Below are 16,499 nucleotides of genomic sequence, written 5' to 3' on the forward strand. Positions count from 1 at the left end.
CACTCGACCAGGTTGACCGATGCCGTGGCCGGCACACCGGAAGTGGTCGGCGTGTCGGCTGCAACGGGGCAAAGGTTCACGGGTGCGGCACTAGCGAGGGTTTCGCGATTGTCTGCGTCTTCCTTGCGGAAGACCAGAACCCCTCGTCCAGCGGAACCGGGGATGTCACCGCGAGTGGTGCGTGCCGTTGTCGATCAGGCCGAAGTCGGGTAGTCGGCGAGGTCTCTGAACCGTGCTGCAGGCGACTTCGGTGCCCGACCCGGAAACCACGGCTGAGGGTAGGTAGACGCTCGCAGTGACTCCTCGGGCAGCGCCGGCCTCGATGGTGGCACGAAGACGCACTCCCAGCCCGTGCCGCTGCGCGACCCGCCCCACCACATACAGCCCCATGTGCCGCGTCGCCTGCGCATCCGTTTCGGCGCCCTCGGCGAGCCGGTGGTTGGCCCGTTCCAGCTCCACCGCCGGTATCCCGACACCCCGGTCGACGATCTCGAGCAGCAACCCGCCCTCCACTGCCGGGGACACCAGGAACATCACCGACGTGGCCGGATCCGACGCCCGCAGCGCATTGTCCAGAAGCTCGGTGAGCAGGTGGATCAGGTCGTCGACGACGCTGCCGACCAGGGTGACCGGTGGTACCGCACCGAGGCGTACCCGCTCGTAGTTCTCGACCTGCGACACCGATGCCCGCATCACGTCCTCGAGCGGTGTCGCCGGGCGGGATGCGCGCCGGCTGCGGGTGCCGGCCAGCACCAGCAGCGACTCGCCGGTGCGGCGCATGCGCGCGGCCAGGTGATCGAGTTCGAACAGGTTCTGCAACCGCTCCGGGTCACGTTCCTTGAATTCGAGCGTCTCGATCAGTGCCAGCTGCCGATCCACCAGCGAGCGGTTACGCCGGGCGAGGGTTTCGAGCATGGTGGTGATCTGGCGGCGTAGTGCGGCCTGTTCGGCCGCCAGCAGCACGGCCTGGGTGTTCATGCCGTCGACAGCGCGGGCGACCTGCCCGATCTCCTCGTCGGTGTCGACGCCGATCGGGGCGATCGCGACGGTGGTGGGGTCGGTGCCGGCACGGATCGCGGTGACCGCCGCGGGCAGGTCGTGGTAGGCGGCGCGGGCGGTGTCGTCGCGCAGTCGCCGCAGCGCGGAGACGAGCAGTTTGGTCATGGCCAGGGTGACCGCGACCGCGCAGGCGACGGCGACGGCGATGAGAACGGCGTTGCTGATCGCCGCCTGCCGGGCGGCATCGCGCTCCTCGTTCAGCGTGGTGACGATGCGGCCGACCGACGCGTCGAGAAGTCGATCGCCGGCTTCCACACCGGCCAGCAGCGACGCGGTCAGATCTGCTGTGCGCGTTGCGGAGGTGGTCGGGTTCAGCAGCAGCGCATGCCGGTTCTCGACAACCTCGCGTAGGTCTGCGAGGGCCTGTTGGTCCTCCTCGTCACCGCGTAGTGCCGCGAGGACGGCACGCTCCGAGGCGAACGCGGTCTCGAGCATATGACGGCCCTGATCCGAGGCTGCGACAGGCTGGGTGAATGCAGCGGCCTGGTCGAACGGCATCAGGCGTGCCTGCCACAGGTCCAGCAGGCGCCCGGATTCGTAGAGTGCATCAGTGTTTTCGGCCTGATCGACCAACAGGCGCACCGTGTGTTGGACCTGCATGCCGAAGGCCCGCATCTGCTCGATTCGCGCCGGCACGGCAGTGCCGGGCATCGCGGCGGCGCGGATCAGTTCTCGGCCGTCGGCCAGGATCCGTCCGATCCCCTCGGACACCGCCGGGTCGAGGTCCTTCCGCCGGGCGAGGGCCTCGATCGGTCCGGTGTCGTCGACGAAGACCGCGTTGTTCTTGTCCAGCGACAGGCCGAATTCGGACACCCCGACGGTCGCTCCGATACTGGTGGCGTATCGCATGATCGTGGGAAGGGCTGCGATCTGCTCGGCGAGCGTCGCGGTGCGGGAGGCCCGCTGTGCCTCGTTCGCGATCTGCACGCCGCCGAACCCGCCCAGGACGAGCAACGGTACGGCGACGATCACGGCTGCTTTCGTGCGCACGCCCCAGTCTTGGGGACGGGTGCGCCGAGATTCGGCAGGGGTCATCACAGAATCGGGCCCTTTCACGGGAGCGGGGGACAAACGCACGCCGCCGGCGACTCGAACCTGTGACGATGCCGGATACCAGCGAATTGATGTGGCACGCATAGCTTTCTGCGAGCTCGCAGAATAGTAGGCACCGGTGGTCGGGTAGTCAAGATCGATTTACTTCAACAGGCGATTTATGCTCCCGGCACACCTGATTGAAACATACATACTGCATGCATGATTACGAGTGTCTGTTCCGAACAGCTGTGTGCAAGAAAACGATTTCGTGATCATGGTGCACCCCACTCGGTCGCGAGTGCGCTACGTCGCCGTGGGGTGATAGGAGTATGCCGACGATCGGGACAGGGCGAACTCGAAGATCCTGTAGACGGTCTGCCTATTCCAGCCGAAGGTGCAACACCAGTCGGCCAGGGCGGAGTCGAGGGGCCTCGGTCCCACGGAGCCGTCGAGGGGGTCGACATCGAATTTTTCGTGGTCGCAACCGAGAATCTTCCCGTGGTGTCCGTCGTACCCATCGCTGAGGCCCTGGCCCAGTTGCCGTTCGACCCGACGTACCGGGTAGGGAAGAAAGCACTGGTGCGTATCGAGGGGCTGGCGGCAGCCACCAACTGATCGAATATCTGAACAAGCGCAGGCTCTCGTAGCTGGTCGGGTTCGGGTTGACCGACACCCTCGCCGAGGCGATCGAGCTGGTTCCCGAACAGGCGCGGACCCCGGCCTACGACGCCGACGGGCAGGTCCGCGACGGTACCTGGGTCACCGAGATCACTGATCTGCTCGACGTGTCCACCTGGCCGAAGGGATGCGAATCATCGTCCGGAAGGAAAGCCGTATCCGGGAGCTCAGTTGCGGTTCACCGACCGCGACGGCCTGCGCCTGATCGCGTTCGTCACCAACACTCGTGGTGATCAGGTTCCCGACCTGGAGTTGCGGCACCGGCGGCGGGCTCGGTGCGAAGACTGGACTCGGGCGGCGAAAGTCACTGGTTTGCAGAACCTTCCGTTGCACGGGTTTCGATCAGAACAGGATCTGGTTGGCGATCGTGCAGCTGGCGTGTGAGCTCGTCGCCTGGACCCAGATACTGGCCCCTCATCGATCATCCAGCCCGGTGTTGGGAACCGGAACGTATGCGGTTGCGACTGTGGTCGATCGCCGGGCGGATCACCCGTCACGCCCGCCGCACCGTGGTTGATCTCGCCGGCCGGGCACCCTCGGTCGAGGTCCCCACCGCAGCACTGGACCGACTCGACGCGCTGCCCGCACCGGCCTGAACAGCCAGAACGTATCCGACCGAACGAAAGGACCTCACGCATTCGGGGCAGTGGACCCCGACGTCACTCGAGGTGTCGGGCGACAGACCGTGGCCGCACACCAATTCCACGTTCTCCACACCCAATCCGAAGACGCCCAGGCCGACACACCGGACTCAAGAAAGATCGAGGTCAGCGCCCCTCTTCGCGAGCATGGACGGGCTCGTGCCGACTTGCTCGACATCGAGTGTTCGTGTTTAGTGATTCGAGTCACAACAGCCGGTGGTCGGTAAGCGTGTCGTCGGCACGGACGCACAGAGTGCGTATGGGACGGCCCAACTACGGAGCGCAATGATCGGAATGACTCGAGCGATACAAGCAGAGGGAGCGCAGGAACGTGGGCTTGCTCGGCAGGCGTACGACCTCTTGAACGTAGCGGCGAGAATCCTCGGGCAGGATCCTCCGCAATCCTATCCGGGGGATGTTCGGCGTGCGCTCGCTGATACGAGATGCACGCTCACCGGTGCACTGGCGTCCGAACGGCTACCGGATTCCGATATCAGCGACGCCTGCCACGTGCTCGTCCGCATCGAAGAACTCGAGGAACTGCACGCCGAGTGTGCAGCGGTCCGCAGGGCCGGCGAATTGCGCGCAGTGCACGCCGCCGCAACCGTACTTCGCCACCTTTCGGCAGTCGATATGGTCCAGGCGGTGCCCGAGGTCGTTTGTTCGGAGTTGCCGTTCAACCGGGCAATGATCTCGGCGATCAGCGGCTCGGCATGGCGCCCGCGGCGACTTCACGTTGATCCTGAGTTTCGCGACTCGCCATTCGATTTCACCGACTTCGTCGATAGCGCCGAGTTCTCCCTGGTCGATGCACCGCTGGAGACCGAGCTCGTGCGCCGGCGCATTCCGGCGCTGGTACTCGCTCCGCTGAAGGACGAACGCACATTGAAGGAACTTGTTGTAGCAGCGCACTGTTCGTCGTATACGGCCGTGCCGTTGGTTTCGCGAGGGAAGGCGATCGGACTCATCCATGCCGATCGAGCCGGCGGAGAGGATCGACTGGATTCGGACGATCGGGACAGGCTGGATGCCTTCGCCACATTCTTCGCCTTGATCTACGAGCAGGCGGTGCTGCGGGAGCGGATCAGTGCGCAGCGAACTCGACTGGCTGCGTCCTTCGATGCCACCGATGCGCAACTCGAACGCATCGAGAAGGTGGAGGCGGGCCTTCGTAGGAGGCGGCCCGACGGTCCGGCTCCACATTCTCGACAACTCGTCGCCGATCCGTCCCCGGCGGGGTTCCCTGCGATCTTGACAGTGCGTGAGCGCGAGATTCTGTCGCATATCGCCACGGGAGCGACCAACAACCAGATCGCTCGTACGCTGGTAATAGCCGAGGGCACCGTGAAGTCCCACGTGAAACACATCTTGAAGAAGCTGTGCGTGCCAACAAGGGCCGCGGCCGCTGCGCTGTACATCCACCGGATTCGGTGAAGGTGAGCATCGTCGAGGTCGATGGACGGCCGCCGCTCGCTCAGAGCTCGACGCCGTCGCACGGTGGCTCGAATGCAATTGAACATGCGGTGGCCCTGCTCGTGCGTTTCCAGGGCGACTTCGGGCTCGGGCCGGAAGCGCCGATCCGTACGCGGAGGGTCTCGCCGGGCCTCATGCTCGCTCTGCTGGACGAGGCCACGGAGGCCGGTCTGGGCGGATTGGCGGACATGGATGCCGGCCGGAAGGTGTCACTCGGACGTCTGCTTGCTGATATCCGTGACGCGCGCCGGGGCCTGCGCACAGCACCGTCGGAGGCGGTAGTGAGTGTCGCCGATTTCGCGGGCGCGATCCGCCGCCTCCGCGGAGCCGAGAGCGTCGCAGCCCTGGCCAAGGGAGTGTGCGCCGATGCTGTCGAGATGACCGGGCTGAGTCGGATCCTCGTGTCGGAAGTGCACGGGAGTACCTGGACTGTTGTGGACACGATGTTCGAACGGGACACCGCGGTCGACGTCGGAACGCTGCCGACGATGGCGCTCACGTCCGGTTCTCCGGAGCATCGAGCGGTCGAATCACACTCCGCTGTCCTGGCACTACCGGACTGTCCGGAGGCGGTAGCCGCTTTCTCGACGGTTTCGTGGTTCGGGGCCGCGGGATACGTGGTGGCACCGATTCCGATTTCCACCGGAATCATCGGGCTTCTGCACGCGAGCCACACCGATGGCCACGCACCCGGGGCCGCCGAATGCGATCTGCTGGGCGCATTCGCGGCGGGATTCGGCACCCTCTTCGAACGCGCGATGATGTCCGAGCGACTGTCCGAGCAGAAGCAGCTCATTCTCGATCGTCTGCACCAGGAGTCCCTCGAAGCGGAACGTCTTTCGACTGCAGAGGTGTCCGTTCTGGAGTCGCATATCGCCTCCGGGACGATACCCATCGTGCCGGGCACCTACCTCGCCGGCACCCTTCCGGGTCTGGACGAGCTGACCGAACGTGAGCGCGAGGTCTTCGCGCTGATGTCGGTCGGACGTTCGAATGCCGAGATCGCAGAAGAACTCGTCATCAGCATCTTCACGGTCAAGTCGCACGTCAAGAAGATCCTGCGCAAGCTCGGAGCATTGAACCGATCCGAAGCGGTCCACCTCTATCTGGAGGCGACCCGGATCGACGGCCGGTGACATCGAGAACGGATCTCGACGCGCCGCTTGGTCCTTCAATTATTTTGCAGTGCAACATGGTTATGGCCACGATCGCTGGTCGTGAGTGATCAGTGCCTCTTCTGTGGGATCGTTGCGGGCGAAGTTCCGCACACGAAAGTGTCCGAGGACGAGACCACCTATGCCTTCATGGACGTCAATCCGGCTTCCGACGGTCACCTGCTGGTCATTCCCAAGCGGCACAGCGTAGATCTCCTGGAAATCCCGCCCGGCAACCTGACTGCCGTCACCCTCACCGAGCAACGAATCGCCAGGACCGTAATCGAGGAACTCGGGTCCGTCGAGGTGAATCTCCTCAATTGCTGCGGTGCCGATGTGTGGCAGACCGTCTTCCATTTCCACCTGCACGTCGTTCCCAGGTATGTCGACAAGGCAAAGGATCGGTTGGTGCTGCCGTGGCAACCGAGAGTCCCCGGCAGCACAGGCACGATTGCTGCGTTGGGGAGTCGGCTTCTCGCAGCCCTGGATTGAGTGACGCACGCCCGACTACACGGACTCGAGCGGCTCCGTGAACGAGGGAAACGACGACGGTATGTAGTCGGCGTCGATACTCTCCTCGATAGCGATTCGAGCGCTCTCGGGCAGGGTGTGCAGGATCGAACGGACGCGGTCTTGCCGGCGCCGCACCGCCTGCCGGACGGGCATACCCGGGGTCGCCTGCATCTGCGGCACGATGCCCTCGACATCATCGACACCACCCGCATGATGCCCGGCGTCCACGAGCGCCTGCTCGTGCGCCATCTGCGCCTCGTCCTTCTCCTCCGACATCCCGATCGGACCGATCATCGTGCCGTTCAGGAACTGCTTGACCACCGGCTCGTCCGAAGTCAGCAACACCTCACGCGGACCGAACATCACCAGCTCCCGGCGGAACAACATCCCGATGTTGTCCGGCACCGTCCGCGCCAGATTGATGTTGTGCGACACGATCAGGATCGTCGCGTCGATCTCGGCGTTGATGTCGATCAACGTCTGCGAGATGTACGTGGTGCGCACCGGATCCAGACCGGAGTCCGGCTCGTCGACCAGGATGATCTGCGGATCGAGCACCAGCGCCCGCGCCAGGCCGGCACGCTTGCGCATACCGCCGGAGATCTCACCGGGCAGCTTGTCCTCGGCGCCGAGCAGACCGACCAGCTCAAGCTTGTCCATCACGATCTTGCGGATGTCGGACTCGGACTTCTTGGTGTGCTCACGCAGCGGGAACGCCACGTTGTCGTACAGGTTCATCGATCCGAACAGCGCGCCGTCCTGGAACAGGACACCGAACAGCTTCCGGATCTCGTAGAGCTCCTTGCTCGAGCACTGCAGGATGTCCGTGCCGTCGATGACGATCGAGCCCTGCTCCGGGCGGAGCAGACCGATCAGCGACTTCAGGAACACCGACTTACCCGTACCGGACGGGCCGAGCAGTGCGCTGACCTCTCCGGACGGCAACGTCAGGGTGACGTCCTGCCAGATCCTCTGTGAGCCGAACGACTTCGTGAGCCCCTCGACCGCGACCTCGACACCCATGAATTCCTCCTCGTGTTCCGAAACGTCTGGTGCAAAAGATGATTCGAACTCAACTGGTCAGAGTGGCGTCATCTCCGTCATGACCCAAGTCCCTTCTATTTCGGACATGACCACCCGAACGCGGCTGCCGTCGAGTCGCGGTGCGGCGCTGTCGGCGCTCGTGGTCGCCTGGTTGACGAAGAACAGCAGGGCAACTGTCTCCGGCGATGCAGAGACGACCGAGGATTCGACGACGGTCGCGGTGGTGACAACCTGACGATTCTTCGCGGATGGGACAACGACCTCGCGTCCGACCCGGTCGAATCGGTCCCGCAGATCGCCGCCCAGTTGGGGGAGGATCTCTTCGAAATGTGCCTCGATGGTGCTGAAGTCGTAGGACAGTACGTCGGGGACCAGCGCCGTGGCACGATCGCGTGCCTGATTCCGCGCGTCGTCCACACGGCGATACGCGTGAAGCTGGAGTGCGGCGGCAGCGGCGACCGCGACCAGGCCGACGGCGACCGCTGCCGCGAGGTAGCGCACTGCCGGCCGGCGCACGAATGCCCCGGATGCATTCCGGTCGGACACTATGGTGATGACGTTTCTCATGCGACGAACTCCACATCCGAGACGAGCCAGCGGCCGTCCACAGCGTCAAGGGTGACTTTCATGCGGTACATCCGGCCCTCACCGTCCGGGGCCTCGGTGTTCTTGACCGTCGAGGTTACAGCCGCGAGGACCACGGCATGCCGGTCGTCGGCTTCGACGAGGCCGGCCTCCTTCACCTCGCCGGTCGACTCCACCTGCCCCTGGCTCAGAACGTCGTTGAAGCTTCCTGCCGATCCGGTGAACTGGTCGCGGAACGGTCCGGTGGTACCGTCGGCGACCCGCTGGAGGTCTTCGTCCACACTTTGATGCCTCAACGTCACCATGTTGACCACCACCTGTCGCGCCGTTGCGAGGATCTGCTCGTCCCGTTCCTGCGAGGCCCGCTCGGTCCGAAGTTCCGACCACGACATGCCTGCGATCACCGCGGCCGCGATTGCGGTGACCACGGTCGCGACGGTGCCGATGGCGATTCCCCGACTCGGTGCCGGCGCAGTCGGCTCATGGGGCAGGGGTTCGGCGTCCTGGTCGCGTTGATGGTCGGAGTCGTTCACTACCGGAGCATCAGTGCTTGCCATGTCGAATCCTCTTCGGTGGTGCGGGGTGCGGAGGCGTCGGTGATCGAGTACAGATCCCCGTTCGGAGCGCGAAAGTTCCCGGTGACCGGGTCGTAAGGAACACTCGCGGTATGTACGTCACCCGGGTTCTGTACGGTCCCCGGCCAGGAAGCAGGGACGACGGGTGCCGGGCCGGTGACATCGGGGGCCGGTATGGGCGCGGTCGGATCAGTGTCCGGAGCATTGGCAGCCGGAGGCGAGTAGGGCTGTCCCGGTCTCGCGAGCATCCCGGGCCAGGTCGAGGGCGGGCCGCCAGGGCACTCGGAGATCTCCGCAGTCCGTATGGAAGGATCTGTCGCGCACGGGAGGTTTCGTGCACCCCGAGCTACTCGTGGATCCGTCTGTGGGAGACGACAGTACGAGTTCTCCGGGGCGGGGGCGGTGCTGAGATCACTCGGATCGCGGCGCATTGTTTCCTGATACCCCTCGGTGCAGGGGAGGGGGTTTGCGGAGTTTCCGAGCTTGACGTCGAGGCGGCCCTGCCCGTACACCATGTCCTCGCCTTGCATTCCTCGATGCATGTAGTTGATCGACGTGGCCACTGCGGGGTAGACGACCAGAATCTGTCGAAGCCCAGGGATATTTACGCGGAAGACCTCTCCCACGGTTTGCAGGTTGGCGAGCAGGAGCGGCACGGTCGGCCGGACGTCGTCGAATGTGGCGCTGGTCGTGTCGAAGAACCGAGAGCCGTTGTCGAGGACTCCGCGGATCTGGGCGTCACTCATCACCAATTGCTCGGAGAACGAAGCGAGATCGCGTGTGAAGCCCGCGATGTCGGCACGTGAGTCGACCACTGCATCCAGCACAGGTTCGGCGTCGTCGAGCAGCGTGCGGGTGGGACCGATCGTCGCCTGCGCAAGCGCGATGAACTGCCGTGACGAGTCGATGAGCTGGGACAGAGCCGGCCCAGTGCCGTTGAAAGCGGTGTATGCCTCGTCGACCGTGACGCGGAGATCGTCCTTGGGCAGTTCGGAGAGCAGCAGATTGACCTTGTCGACGACTTCCGATGCGGGGACGGGGACATCGGTGTCCACCTCGGCGATCAGGTCGCCTTCCTCGAGGAAGGGACCCTCGGAAGAATCCGGCACGATGTCGAGGTACTGCTCGCCGATAGCGGAGACGCTTCGGACGAAGGCATGGCTGTTCCGCGGAATTGCGAATTCGGAGTCGATCCGGAGTTCCGCGACGGCGCTGTCCGGACCGACGTCGATCGCCTTCACGACACCTATATCGACCCCGCGGTAGGTTACGAGCGAATTGACGTAGAGCCCACCAGCCCTCTCGAATTCTGCGCTGACCGTGTACATACCGATCCCGGTTACTCGCTTGATGCCAAGGTAGGAGACTGCGGCATTGGAGACCGCGAGGACGGACACCACCGCGAAGACGACGAGTTGGAAGCGGACGAGCTTGGATCTCATCAGCGCGGTCCTCCGTTCGCTTGTGCACCGGTCGGTGCCAGCAGTGGGTCCACTGCCTGACGAGCGGGGTTCAGTCCCACCAGCTCGTCGATGGGGATGCTGCCGAGCACCTTGCCACCCACGGTCTCGGCGCTGACGTCGAGAGTGAGGAAGAGGTTCATGTAGTCGCCCCGGATCGCGCGCTGGGTAGTGGTCACGGGGAACGGAATCGACGCAGCGATCTTGAGGGCTTCGGGGAGGTGATCCCCGGCCGCTGCGAGCTGAGACAGAATCGGCTGCAGTGAACGCAGATTCGCGTCGAGGTCGTCGCGGCTGCTCGCCAACACATCGGCGGCAACCTCACCGAATCGTGCGACGTCGACCAGCATGGTGGTGAGCTGTGCCTGCTGCTCGTCCAGAACCTGGAGGGCCGGTTGGATCGAGGTGATGCCCCGATCGATCGTCTGATTCTGCTGGGCCAGTTCGGTGCCGAGACGGTCCAGCCCGTCGATCGCCCGGATGATGTCGTCGCGTTGCTGATCGAGACCGTCCACGAAATCGCCGAGGTTGGCGAACAGGCTTCGCAGGGACTCCTCCCTGCCGCCGAGGACCCGGCTGAGTTCCGATGTCACGGTGCGAATCTGCTGTAGTCCGCTGCCGTTGAGGACAAGCGCGAGAGCGGAGAGTACCTCTTCCGTCGACGGGTATTGGCCGGTGCGCTCGAGCGGAATGACGTCGCCGTCGGAAAGCCGGCCTGCCGCATCCGTTCCGGGAGGAACGGAGAGCTCGAGATGCTGTGATCCGAGCACACTCGTCTGTGCCAGCTTGGCGCCGACGTTGGCCGGAATCACGGCATCCGTATCGAGTTCGAGTGTCAGTCGGGCACCCCAGTTGTCGGCTGCAATATGACTGATGTTCCCGATGACGACGTTGTCCGACTTGACCGGTGAGTTGCCCACCAGATTCTGGATATCGGCCAGTTCGACGATCACTCGGTAGGTGTCTCCGTCGAAGGAATTTCCGGGAAGGGGGATGGAATTGATGCCGTCGAATCGGCACCCTGCGGTGGCCAGGACGCCGACGAACACAGCGGCGGTGACCACCGACTTTCGAGCCCGATCCGTCATTTCGGGGCCTCCGGCATAATGAGCTGCTGCAGACCGGCGGTGATCGAGGCCAGCGGGTCGGCCGGTGCCGGTGTTCCGGCCGGCGCCGCCGGATCGAATGTGGGAACTGCCGCCTGTGCCACCCGTTCCGCTGCGGTTCCGGCAACCGGTGCGGCGAAGGAGCCTGCTGCCTTGGCGCATTCGTTCTCTGGGGCGTTCGCGGTCGTCAGCAGGGCGCAGATGAGCGAACGTGCGTCCGGCACATCGGGAACGGCGAGCGCGCCGGTCAGCGAATTGGCGTCGGGATCGTAGATGTTGTAGAAGTCCGACAATGCGGTGGGTCCCGCGTGGAGAATCGTCATCAACGTGTCCTGGCGGTCGACGAGCAATCGGGTGATGTTCTCGAGTTGGTCGATGTTGTCGACCAGTGCGCCGCGGTTGTCCTCGATGAACACCGTGACCTCGTCGAACGTCGTCAGCATGCTGCTCAGGAGCGCGTCGAGTTCGGTGCGGTTGGCGTTGAGCATCCCCGATACGCTCGCGAGTTCCTCACTGAACGAACGGATTTGCTCGTCGTTTGCTGCAAGAGATGTGGTGAACCGCTGCAGGCTCGCGACCGTACCGAACAGATCTTCGCCACCGGCAGCAAGTGTCGTAGCGGCATCCGACAGATCGGTGAGGGAATCGTGGAGTGCGGATCCGGTTCCGTTCAGCGTACGTGCGGTGCTGCTCACGAATTCGTTGAGCGAGCCGTCGGGATTTTCCGGGGTGCGGCCGGCGTCTTCACTGAGCTTGACGACCTGCTTCTTGACCTCGTCGAATTCGACCGGCACGGCTGTACGGTCGAGAGGGATCTCGTCGCCGTCGGCCAGCGTGGGTCCCTCGGTGTAGGCGGGTGCCAGTTGAATGTATCGACCCGTCACCAGGGTCGGCGCTACGACGGCCGCCTTCGCATCGGCAGGAACCGGGTAGTCGTTGTCGTATTCGAGCTCGACCCGTACGCGTTCACCGTCCGGTTGGATCGAGGTGATGCGGCCGACCTCGACGCCGAGAATCTTCACCCGGTCGCCGACATACATGCCGGTGGTGTTGTGGAAGTACGCAGTGACGTGATTGACGGCGCGGTTCTGGGCCCAGGCGACAGCGACCAGTCCGATCAGGGCGGTGGCGACGATCGCGGCCAGTGCCTTGGCCGTGGGCGAGGCGGCTGTTTCGCGTAGGAAGGTCATCACCGCGGCCCTCCCAGGCTTCCCGGGAGCTGACCGGAGAGATTAGCCGGGACGATATTGTGCAGCAGTACGCCGAAGAACGGTCCGCTGCCCACCGCTTCACCGACCTGTTTCGTGAACCGTTCGAGGCCGGTCAGCGACGCGTCGATGTTGTCGTAGTTCGTGTTCAATGTCGTCACCAAAGTCTTCAATCGATCGAGCGTGGGTCCGAGCGTCGCGGAGTTGTCCCGGGCGAGTCCGGTCAGTGCGTCGGCCACCTGGCGTGACTGCACGAGGACGCGATGAATGGTGTCCGACCGGTTGTTCAATGCGGCGAAGAGTGTTTGGCCCTGGCCGAACAGCGCTGCAACCTGGGCGTCGCGCTCTGCGAGGATGCCGGAGACATCGGCTGCTCCGGCGAGTAGCCGGCGTAGTTCTTCGTCTCGGCTCGCCACGGTGTCGGACAGTCGTGACAGGCCGTCCAGGGACGATTTCAGATCGGGTGGGAGTTCGTTCTCGACCGCGACGATCTGATCGAGTGCACCTGACAGGTTTGCTGTGTCGGTCTCGGAAACTTTACCGGTGACCTCCTCCAGCGCCCGGGTGATGTCGTATCCGGAAGTGGTGCGCGAAGTCGGAATGGTGGAATCTGCGGCAAGCTGTCCGTGATTTCCTGGTGTGATCTCCAGGTAGCGCCGGCCGAGTGCGGTTTCGACCTTGATTGCAACGGAGGTGTCGTCACCGAGAGTAACGGAACCACCGTCGACGTCGAACTCGACGTCCACTTTGCCTTCGCCAAGTGAAATCAATGTCACTTCACCGACTTTCACTCCAGCTATCTGAGTCGAGTCGCCCACGGCAAGGCCACTGGCATCGGCGAACTCGGCGCGATATGTCGTTGCTCCGTTGAATCCGGGTATCGACTTGACGTTCAACGCGAGGAGCAGGCCTCCGATCAAGAGTGCCGTCCCGATGAGACCCATCCGAAAGGCGTCGCGTTCGAGGAATGATTTGCCGATCATCACCGACACCTTTCTGCGGGCGCCGTGAACATCGGTGTCATACCGCCCGGCCCGGGTGCGTACTTGACTGCGAGGCCGCACACGAAGAAGTTCACGAAGCTGCCGTACCCGGCAACGCGTGAGATGAGCCGGTAGTTCTCCGGCAATGTCGACAGCACGAGGTCGATCGTCTCCGTGTTCGCGTTCAGGTTTCCTGCGAGATCGCCGAGCGCGACCACGTCCTCCGCGATCGCAGGACGATTTTGCTCTAGCACCCCGGCCAGGGTGTCGGTCACGCGATCGATGCTCGTCAGCGAATTCGTTATCTGGTCACGATCGCCGTCGAGGCCCTCGACGAGCCTCTGGAGCTGATCGATGAGCAACGAGAACTGTTCACTGCGGTCGCTCACCGTCCCGACGACCGTGTTGAAGTTGCTCACCACCCGGCCGATCGCCTGATCTCGATCCGCCAGGGAGTTGCTGAGTGCTCCGATCTGGGCGACCAGGCGGCCGATGCTCTCCTCCTGGCCGTTGAGCACCTCTATCAGCGACGTCGTCAGCTGATTGGTCCGATCGGGGTCGAGGCCTTGAAGCAGGGGCCGGAAACCGTTGACCACCTGATCGAGATCGAGCGCCGGTGTGGTCTGCTCGATCGGAATGGGACCCTCGAGTGCGCTGATGGCGCCTGCTCCGTTCGACAGCTCCAGGTAGCGGTCACCGATCAGGTTCTTGTACCTGATCGCCGCGGTCGTTCCCGCCGTCAGCCGGCGTTCGGTCGAAAGGGAGAACGAGACGACAGCGGTGCCGTCGGGGGCCACCTCGACATCCTCGACCTTGCCCAGCGGCACTCCGCCGACCTTGACGTCCTCACCGTTGCCGAGTCCCGAGGCGTTCGCGAAGACCGCTTGATAGGTGTGTGTGCTGCCGAACCGCATGTTGCCGACCACGGTGGCCACGCCGAACCCGGTCAGTGACGTGACGAGGACGAAGGCGAGCAGCTTGATTCCCGGACCCCTCGTCATCAACCTTCACCTCCGAACATGAGCTGGGCAAACGGATTACCGACAAGGTCCTCCATTGTCCGGGCGGGTCGGTACGCGTCGCTGCCGTCGTCGAACGGAGTGTGGCCGGGAGGTTGTTCCGGGTCGTAGCACCGCGGTGGGCCGTCTGCGCCGTTGCGCGGCGCGTTCTCCGGGTAGGTGTATGGAGGGTCGCCCATCAGCAGTGTCCCGAGGATGTTCAGGCCCGGCTGATCGCTGCCGCCGACCGTGCGTTCGAGGAACCGGTTGGCCTGATCCAGATCGGCAAGGAAGCACGGGTACATCGGGGCGTGTTGCGCGAGCAGCGCAGTCGTCGGTTCGAACGCATCGAGTGTCGATTCGAGGGAGACTCCGGCGGCCTCGAACAGGCTATGCCCGCTGTTCCCGAAACCGCTGAAGCTGAGAAGGAATGCGTTGAACTGCTGTTCCTTTTCGGTGATCGTGTCACTGGTTGCGCTCACCCGGTCGATCGTTCGGAGGAGGTCGGGAGCGGCGTCGGCGAGGACATCGGCGACCTCGGCGCCCTTGACCAGGTCGCGCTGGAGAGTGGGGAGGCTGCCGTTGAATTCCGACAGATAGGTGTCGAGCTCGACCATCATGTCGCCGAGGTCCCCGCCGCGCCCCTGCAGGGCGGTGGACAGTGCGTTCAGGGTGGCATTGACCTTCTGCGGCTCCACCGTCCGCAGGACCGTGACGAGTGAGTCCAGGAGGTCGTTGACCTCGGTGGCAACGCCGGTACTCCGGACGACCGAACCTGCCGACACCGATGTTGCCGAGGGGTGTTCCGGCCGGATCAGTGTGACGAACTTCCGCCCGAACAGGGTGGTCGGGTCGATCACGGCCGTGACATTCTCGGGTATCGCCCGAGTGTGGTCACGGTCGATATCCAGGGCGATCTCGGCCTGACCGTCGACCAGGTGGACACTCGATACCCGTCCGACGACGACATCACGCATCTTGACGTCCGAACCGGGTTCGAGCATCAGTCCCGACCGCGCCGAGTACAACGTGACCGGAACGGTCGACGTGAACGATCCGCGATAGGCGCCGACACACACAACTGTGGCGGACGCCATCAGCGCAACCAGGCACACGCCCAGCAGTACGTAGGCGAGGCGGCTCCGTTCTTCGAGGTGGCCACCCATATCAGCCCGACACTTTCACGGCGCCGGCGGATCCGCCGTAGACAGCGATGCCGATGAGCAGATCGATGACCATGATCGCGATCAGCGAGGTGCGAACGGCACGACCGACCGCGACGCCGACGCCGGCGGGGCCGCCCGTCGCGTTGTAGCCGTGGTAGCAGTGCACGCACATGACCACCACGGACATGGCGACGACCTTCACCATCGACCACGCGACGTCGCTGGGAACGAGGAACACGTTGAAATAGTGCTGGTAGGTCCCGCTCGCTTCGCCGAGGAACTCGGTAACCAGCTGGGTGGCAACATATCCCACGAACAGTGCGACCGCATACAGCGGAATCACCGCGATGATCCCCGCGGCGACACGCGTCGTGACGAGGTAGGGGAGCGACGGAATCGACATCGTCTCCATCGCGTCGATCTCCTCGCTGACACGCATGGCACCGAGCTGCGCGGTGAAGCCCGCGCCCACCGTTGCTGTCAGGGCGATACCCGCGATCACGGGGATCGCCTCGCGGGTATTGAAGAAGGCCGAGATGAAGCCGGAGAGCGCGCCGATCCCGATGCGGCCCAGTGAGGTCACTCCCTGCTGGCCGACCTCGTAGCCCACCGCGGTCGTGAGAAGGGCAACGACGACAAGGGTTCCACCGATGACGGCGAGGGCGCCGGTGCCCATGCTGACCTCGGCGAGCAACCGGATCGTCTCCTTCCGGTAGCGCCTGATCGTGCGCGGGATGGAGGCGACGGTGTGGGTGTAGAAGTGGAACTGCCGCCCCATCTCCTCCAAATAGCCGACCGGTGCATCGACCGCGCGTAGCGCG

14 protein-coding genes and 1 pseudogene are annotated in these 16,499 nt (G+C 64.2%); 4 read left to right on the forward strand and 11 right to left on the reverse strand.

The window, feature by feature from the left end; translation table 11 throughout:
• Positions 1 to 165: 165 nt before the first annotated feature.
• Positions 166 to 2,049: a sensor histidine kinase gene (locus ACWDUD_RS27050; protein WP_139281993.1), complete on the reverse strand. Its 1,884-nt coding sequence runs from the start codon at positions 2,047 to 2,049 to the stop codon at positions 166 to 168.
• Between the two features lie 552 nt (positions 2,050 to 2,601).
• On the opposite strand from ACWDUD_RS27050, the pseudogene ACWDUD_RS27055 reads away from it, so the two are divergent.
• The 4 genes and pseudogenes from ACWDUD_RS27055 to ACWDUD_RS27070 all read left to right on the forward strand — a co-directional run.
• Positions 2,602 to 3,368: pseudogene (locus tag ACWDUD_RS27055) on the forward strand (transposase); the annotation flags it as partial.
• 330 nt (positions 3,369 to 3,698) lie between these two features.
• Positions 3,699 to 4,847 carry a helix-turn-helix transcriptional regulator gene (locus tag ACWDUD_RS27060; RefSeq protein ID WP_244899388.1) on the forward strand — a complete coding sequence of 383 codons (1,149 nt, stop codon included), beginning with the start codon at positions 3,699 to 3,701 and terminating at the stop codon, positions 4,845 to 4,847.
• Positions 4,848 to 4,849: 2 nt separating this feature from the next.
• Positions 4,850 to 6,022 (forward strand): helix-turn-helix transcriptional regulator, encoded by a 1,173-nt coding sequence (locus ACWDUD_RS27065; RefSeq protein ID WP_280522839.1) that lies wholly within the window; start codon positions 4,850 to 4,852, stop codon positions 6,020 to 6,022.
• Positions 6,023 to 6,103: 81 nt separating this feature from the next.
• A complete protein-coding gene (locus ACWDUD_RS27070) occupies positions 6,104 to 6,532 on the forward strand; it encodes an HIT family protein (protein WP_450111339.1) in 429 nt (142 codons plus the stop codon).
• A 15-nt stretch (positions 6,533 to 6,547) separates the two neighbouring features.
• Here the strand turns inward: ACWDUD_RS27070 and ACWDUD_RS27075 are convergent, their stop codons facing one another.
• Genes ACWDUD_RS27075 through ACWDUD_RS27120 form a run of 10 tightly spaced genes read right to left on the reverse strand, consistent with a single transcriptional unit; the run spans position 6,548 to position 16,456 of the window.
• Positions 6,548 to 7,576 (reverse strand): ABC transporter ATP-binding protein, encoded by a 1,029-nt coding sequence (locus ACWDUD_RS27075; protein WP_072815538.1) that lies wholly within the window; start codon positions 7,574 to 7,576, stop codon positions 6,548 to 6,550.
• A gap of 57 nt (positions 7,577 to 7,633) precedes the next feature.
• Entirely contained in the window at positions 7,634 to 8,164 is a 531-nt protein-coding gene (locus tag ACWDUD_RS27080) for a hypothetical protein (RefSeq protein WP_072815537.1), read from the reverse strand.
• Positions 8,161 to 8,739 carry a hypothetical protein gene (locus tag ACWDUD_RS27085; RefSeq protein ID WP_072815570.1) on the reverse strand — a complete coding sequence of 193 codons (579 nt, stop codon included), beginning with the start codon at positions 8,737 to 8,739 and terminating at the stop codon, positions 8,161 to 8,163. Before ACWDUD_RS27085 ends, ACWDUD_RS27080 begins: the two co-directional genes overlap by 4 nt.
• Positions 8,715 to 10,199 carry an MCE family protein gene (locus ACWDUD_RS27090; RefSeq protein ID WP_072815536.1) on the reverse strand — a complete coding sequence of 495 codons (1,485 nt, stop codon included), beginning with the start codon at positions 10,197 to 10,199 and terminating at the stop codon, positions 8,715 to 8,717. Before ACWDUD_RS27090 ends, ACWDUD_RS27085 begins: the two co-directional genes overlap by 25 nt.
• Positions 10,199 to 11,305, reverse strand: coding sequence for an MCE family protein (locus ACWDUD_RS27095; RefSeq protein ID WP_072815535.1), 1,107 nt, complete (start codon positions 11,303 to 11,305; stop codon positions 10,199 to 10,201). The genes ACWDUD_RS27090 and ACWDUD_RS27095 overlap by 1 nt, the downstream gene beginning before the upstream one ends.
• Entirely contained in the window at positions 11,302 to 12,513 is a 1,212-nt protein-coding gene (locus ACWDUD_RS27100) for an MCE family protein (protein ID WP_072815534.1), read from the reverse strand. The genes ACWDUD_RS27095 and ACWDUD_RS27100 overlap by 4 nt, the downstream gene beginning before the upstream one ends.
• On the reverse strand, positions 12,513 to 13,514 hold the full coding sequence (locus ACWDUD_RS27105) for an MCE family protein (RefSeq protein ID WP_450111340.1): 1,002 nt from the start codon (positions 13,512 to 13,514) through the stop codon (positions 12,513 to 12,515). Before ACWDUD_RS27105 ends, ACWDUD_RS27100 begins: the two co-directional genes overlap by 1 nt.
• Positions 13,514 to 14,515 carry an MCE family protein gene (locus tag ACWDUD_RS27110; protein WP_072816333.1) on the reverse strand — a complete coding sequence of 334 codons (1,002 nt, stop codon included), beginning with the start codon at positions 14,513 to 14,515 and terminating at the stop codon, positions 13,514 to 13,516. Before ACWDUD_RS27110 ends, ACWDUD_RS27105 begins: the two co-directional genes overlap by 1 nt.
• Positions 14,515 to 15,678 (reverse strand): MCE family protein, encoded by a 1,164-nt coding sequence (locus ACWDUD_RS27115; protein ID WP_072816335.1) that lies wholly within the window; start codon positions 15,676 to 15,678, stop codon positions 14,515 to 14,517. The genes ACWDUD_RS27110 and ACWDUD_RS27115 overlap by 1 nt, the downstream gene beginning before the upstream one ends.
• Before the next feature lies 1 nt (position 15,679).
• Complete coding sequence (locus ACWDUD_RS27120; protein ID WP_238071992.1) at positions 15,680 to 16,456, reverse strand: MlaE family ABC transporter permease; 777 nt, start codon at positions 16,454 to 16,456, stop codon at positions 15,680 to 15,682.
• Positions 16,457 to 16,499: the final 43 nt, after the last annotated feature.

It is taken from the genome of Rhodococcus sp. NPDC003382, from assembly GCF_053589135.1.

Bases quoted from the DNA above. Each gene is read 5' to 3' on its own strand.
- ACWDUD_RS27060 (WP_244899388.1), top strand. From the start codon at position 3,699: ATGATCGGAATGACTCGAGCGATACAAGCAGAGGGAGCGCAGGAACGT.
- ACWDUD_RS27075 (WP_072815538.1), bottom strand. From the start codon at position 7,576: ATGGGTGTCGAGGTCGCGGTCGAGGGGCTCACGAAGTCGTTCGGCTCA.
- ACWDUD_RS27080 (WP_072815537.1), bottom strand. From the start codon at position 8,164: ATGAGAAACGTCATCACCATAGTGTCCGACCGGAATGCATCCGGGGCA.
- ACWDUD_RS27085 (WP_072815570.1), bottom strand. From the start codon at position 8,739: ATGGCAAGCACTGATGCTCCGGTAGTGAACGACTCCGACCATCAACGC.
- ACWDUD_RS27090 (WP_072815536.1), bottom strand. From the start codon at position 10,199: ATGAGATCCAAGCTCGTCCGCTTCCAACTCGTCGTCTTCGCGGTGGTG.
- ACWDUD_RS27095 (WP_072815535.1), bottom strand. From the start codon at position 11,305: ATGACGGATCGGGCTCGAAAGTCGGTGGTCACCGCCGCTGTGTTCGTC.
- ACWDUD_RS27100 (WP_072815534.1), bottom strand. From the start codon at position 12,513: ATGACCTTCCTACGCGAAACAGCCGCCTCGCCCACGGCCAAGGCACTG.
- ACWDUD_RS27105 (WP_450111340.1), bottom strand. From the start codon at position 13,514: ATGATCGGCAAATCATTCCTCGAACGCGACGCCTTTCGGATGGGTCTC.
- ACWDUD_RS27110 (WP_072816333.1), bottom strand. From the start codon at position 14,515: ATGACGAGGGGTCCGGGAATCAAGCTGCTCGCCTTCGTCCTCGTCACG.
- ACWDUD_RS27115 (WP_072816335.1), bottom strand. From the start codon at position 15,678: ATGGGTGGCCACCTCGAAGAACGGAGCCGCCTCGCCTACGTACTGCTG.
- ACWDUD_RS27120 (WP_238071992.1), bottom strand. From the start codon at position 16,456: ATGGGGCGGCAGTTCCACTTCTACACCCACACCGTCGCCTCCATCCCG.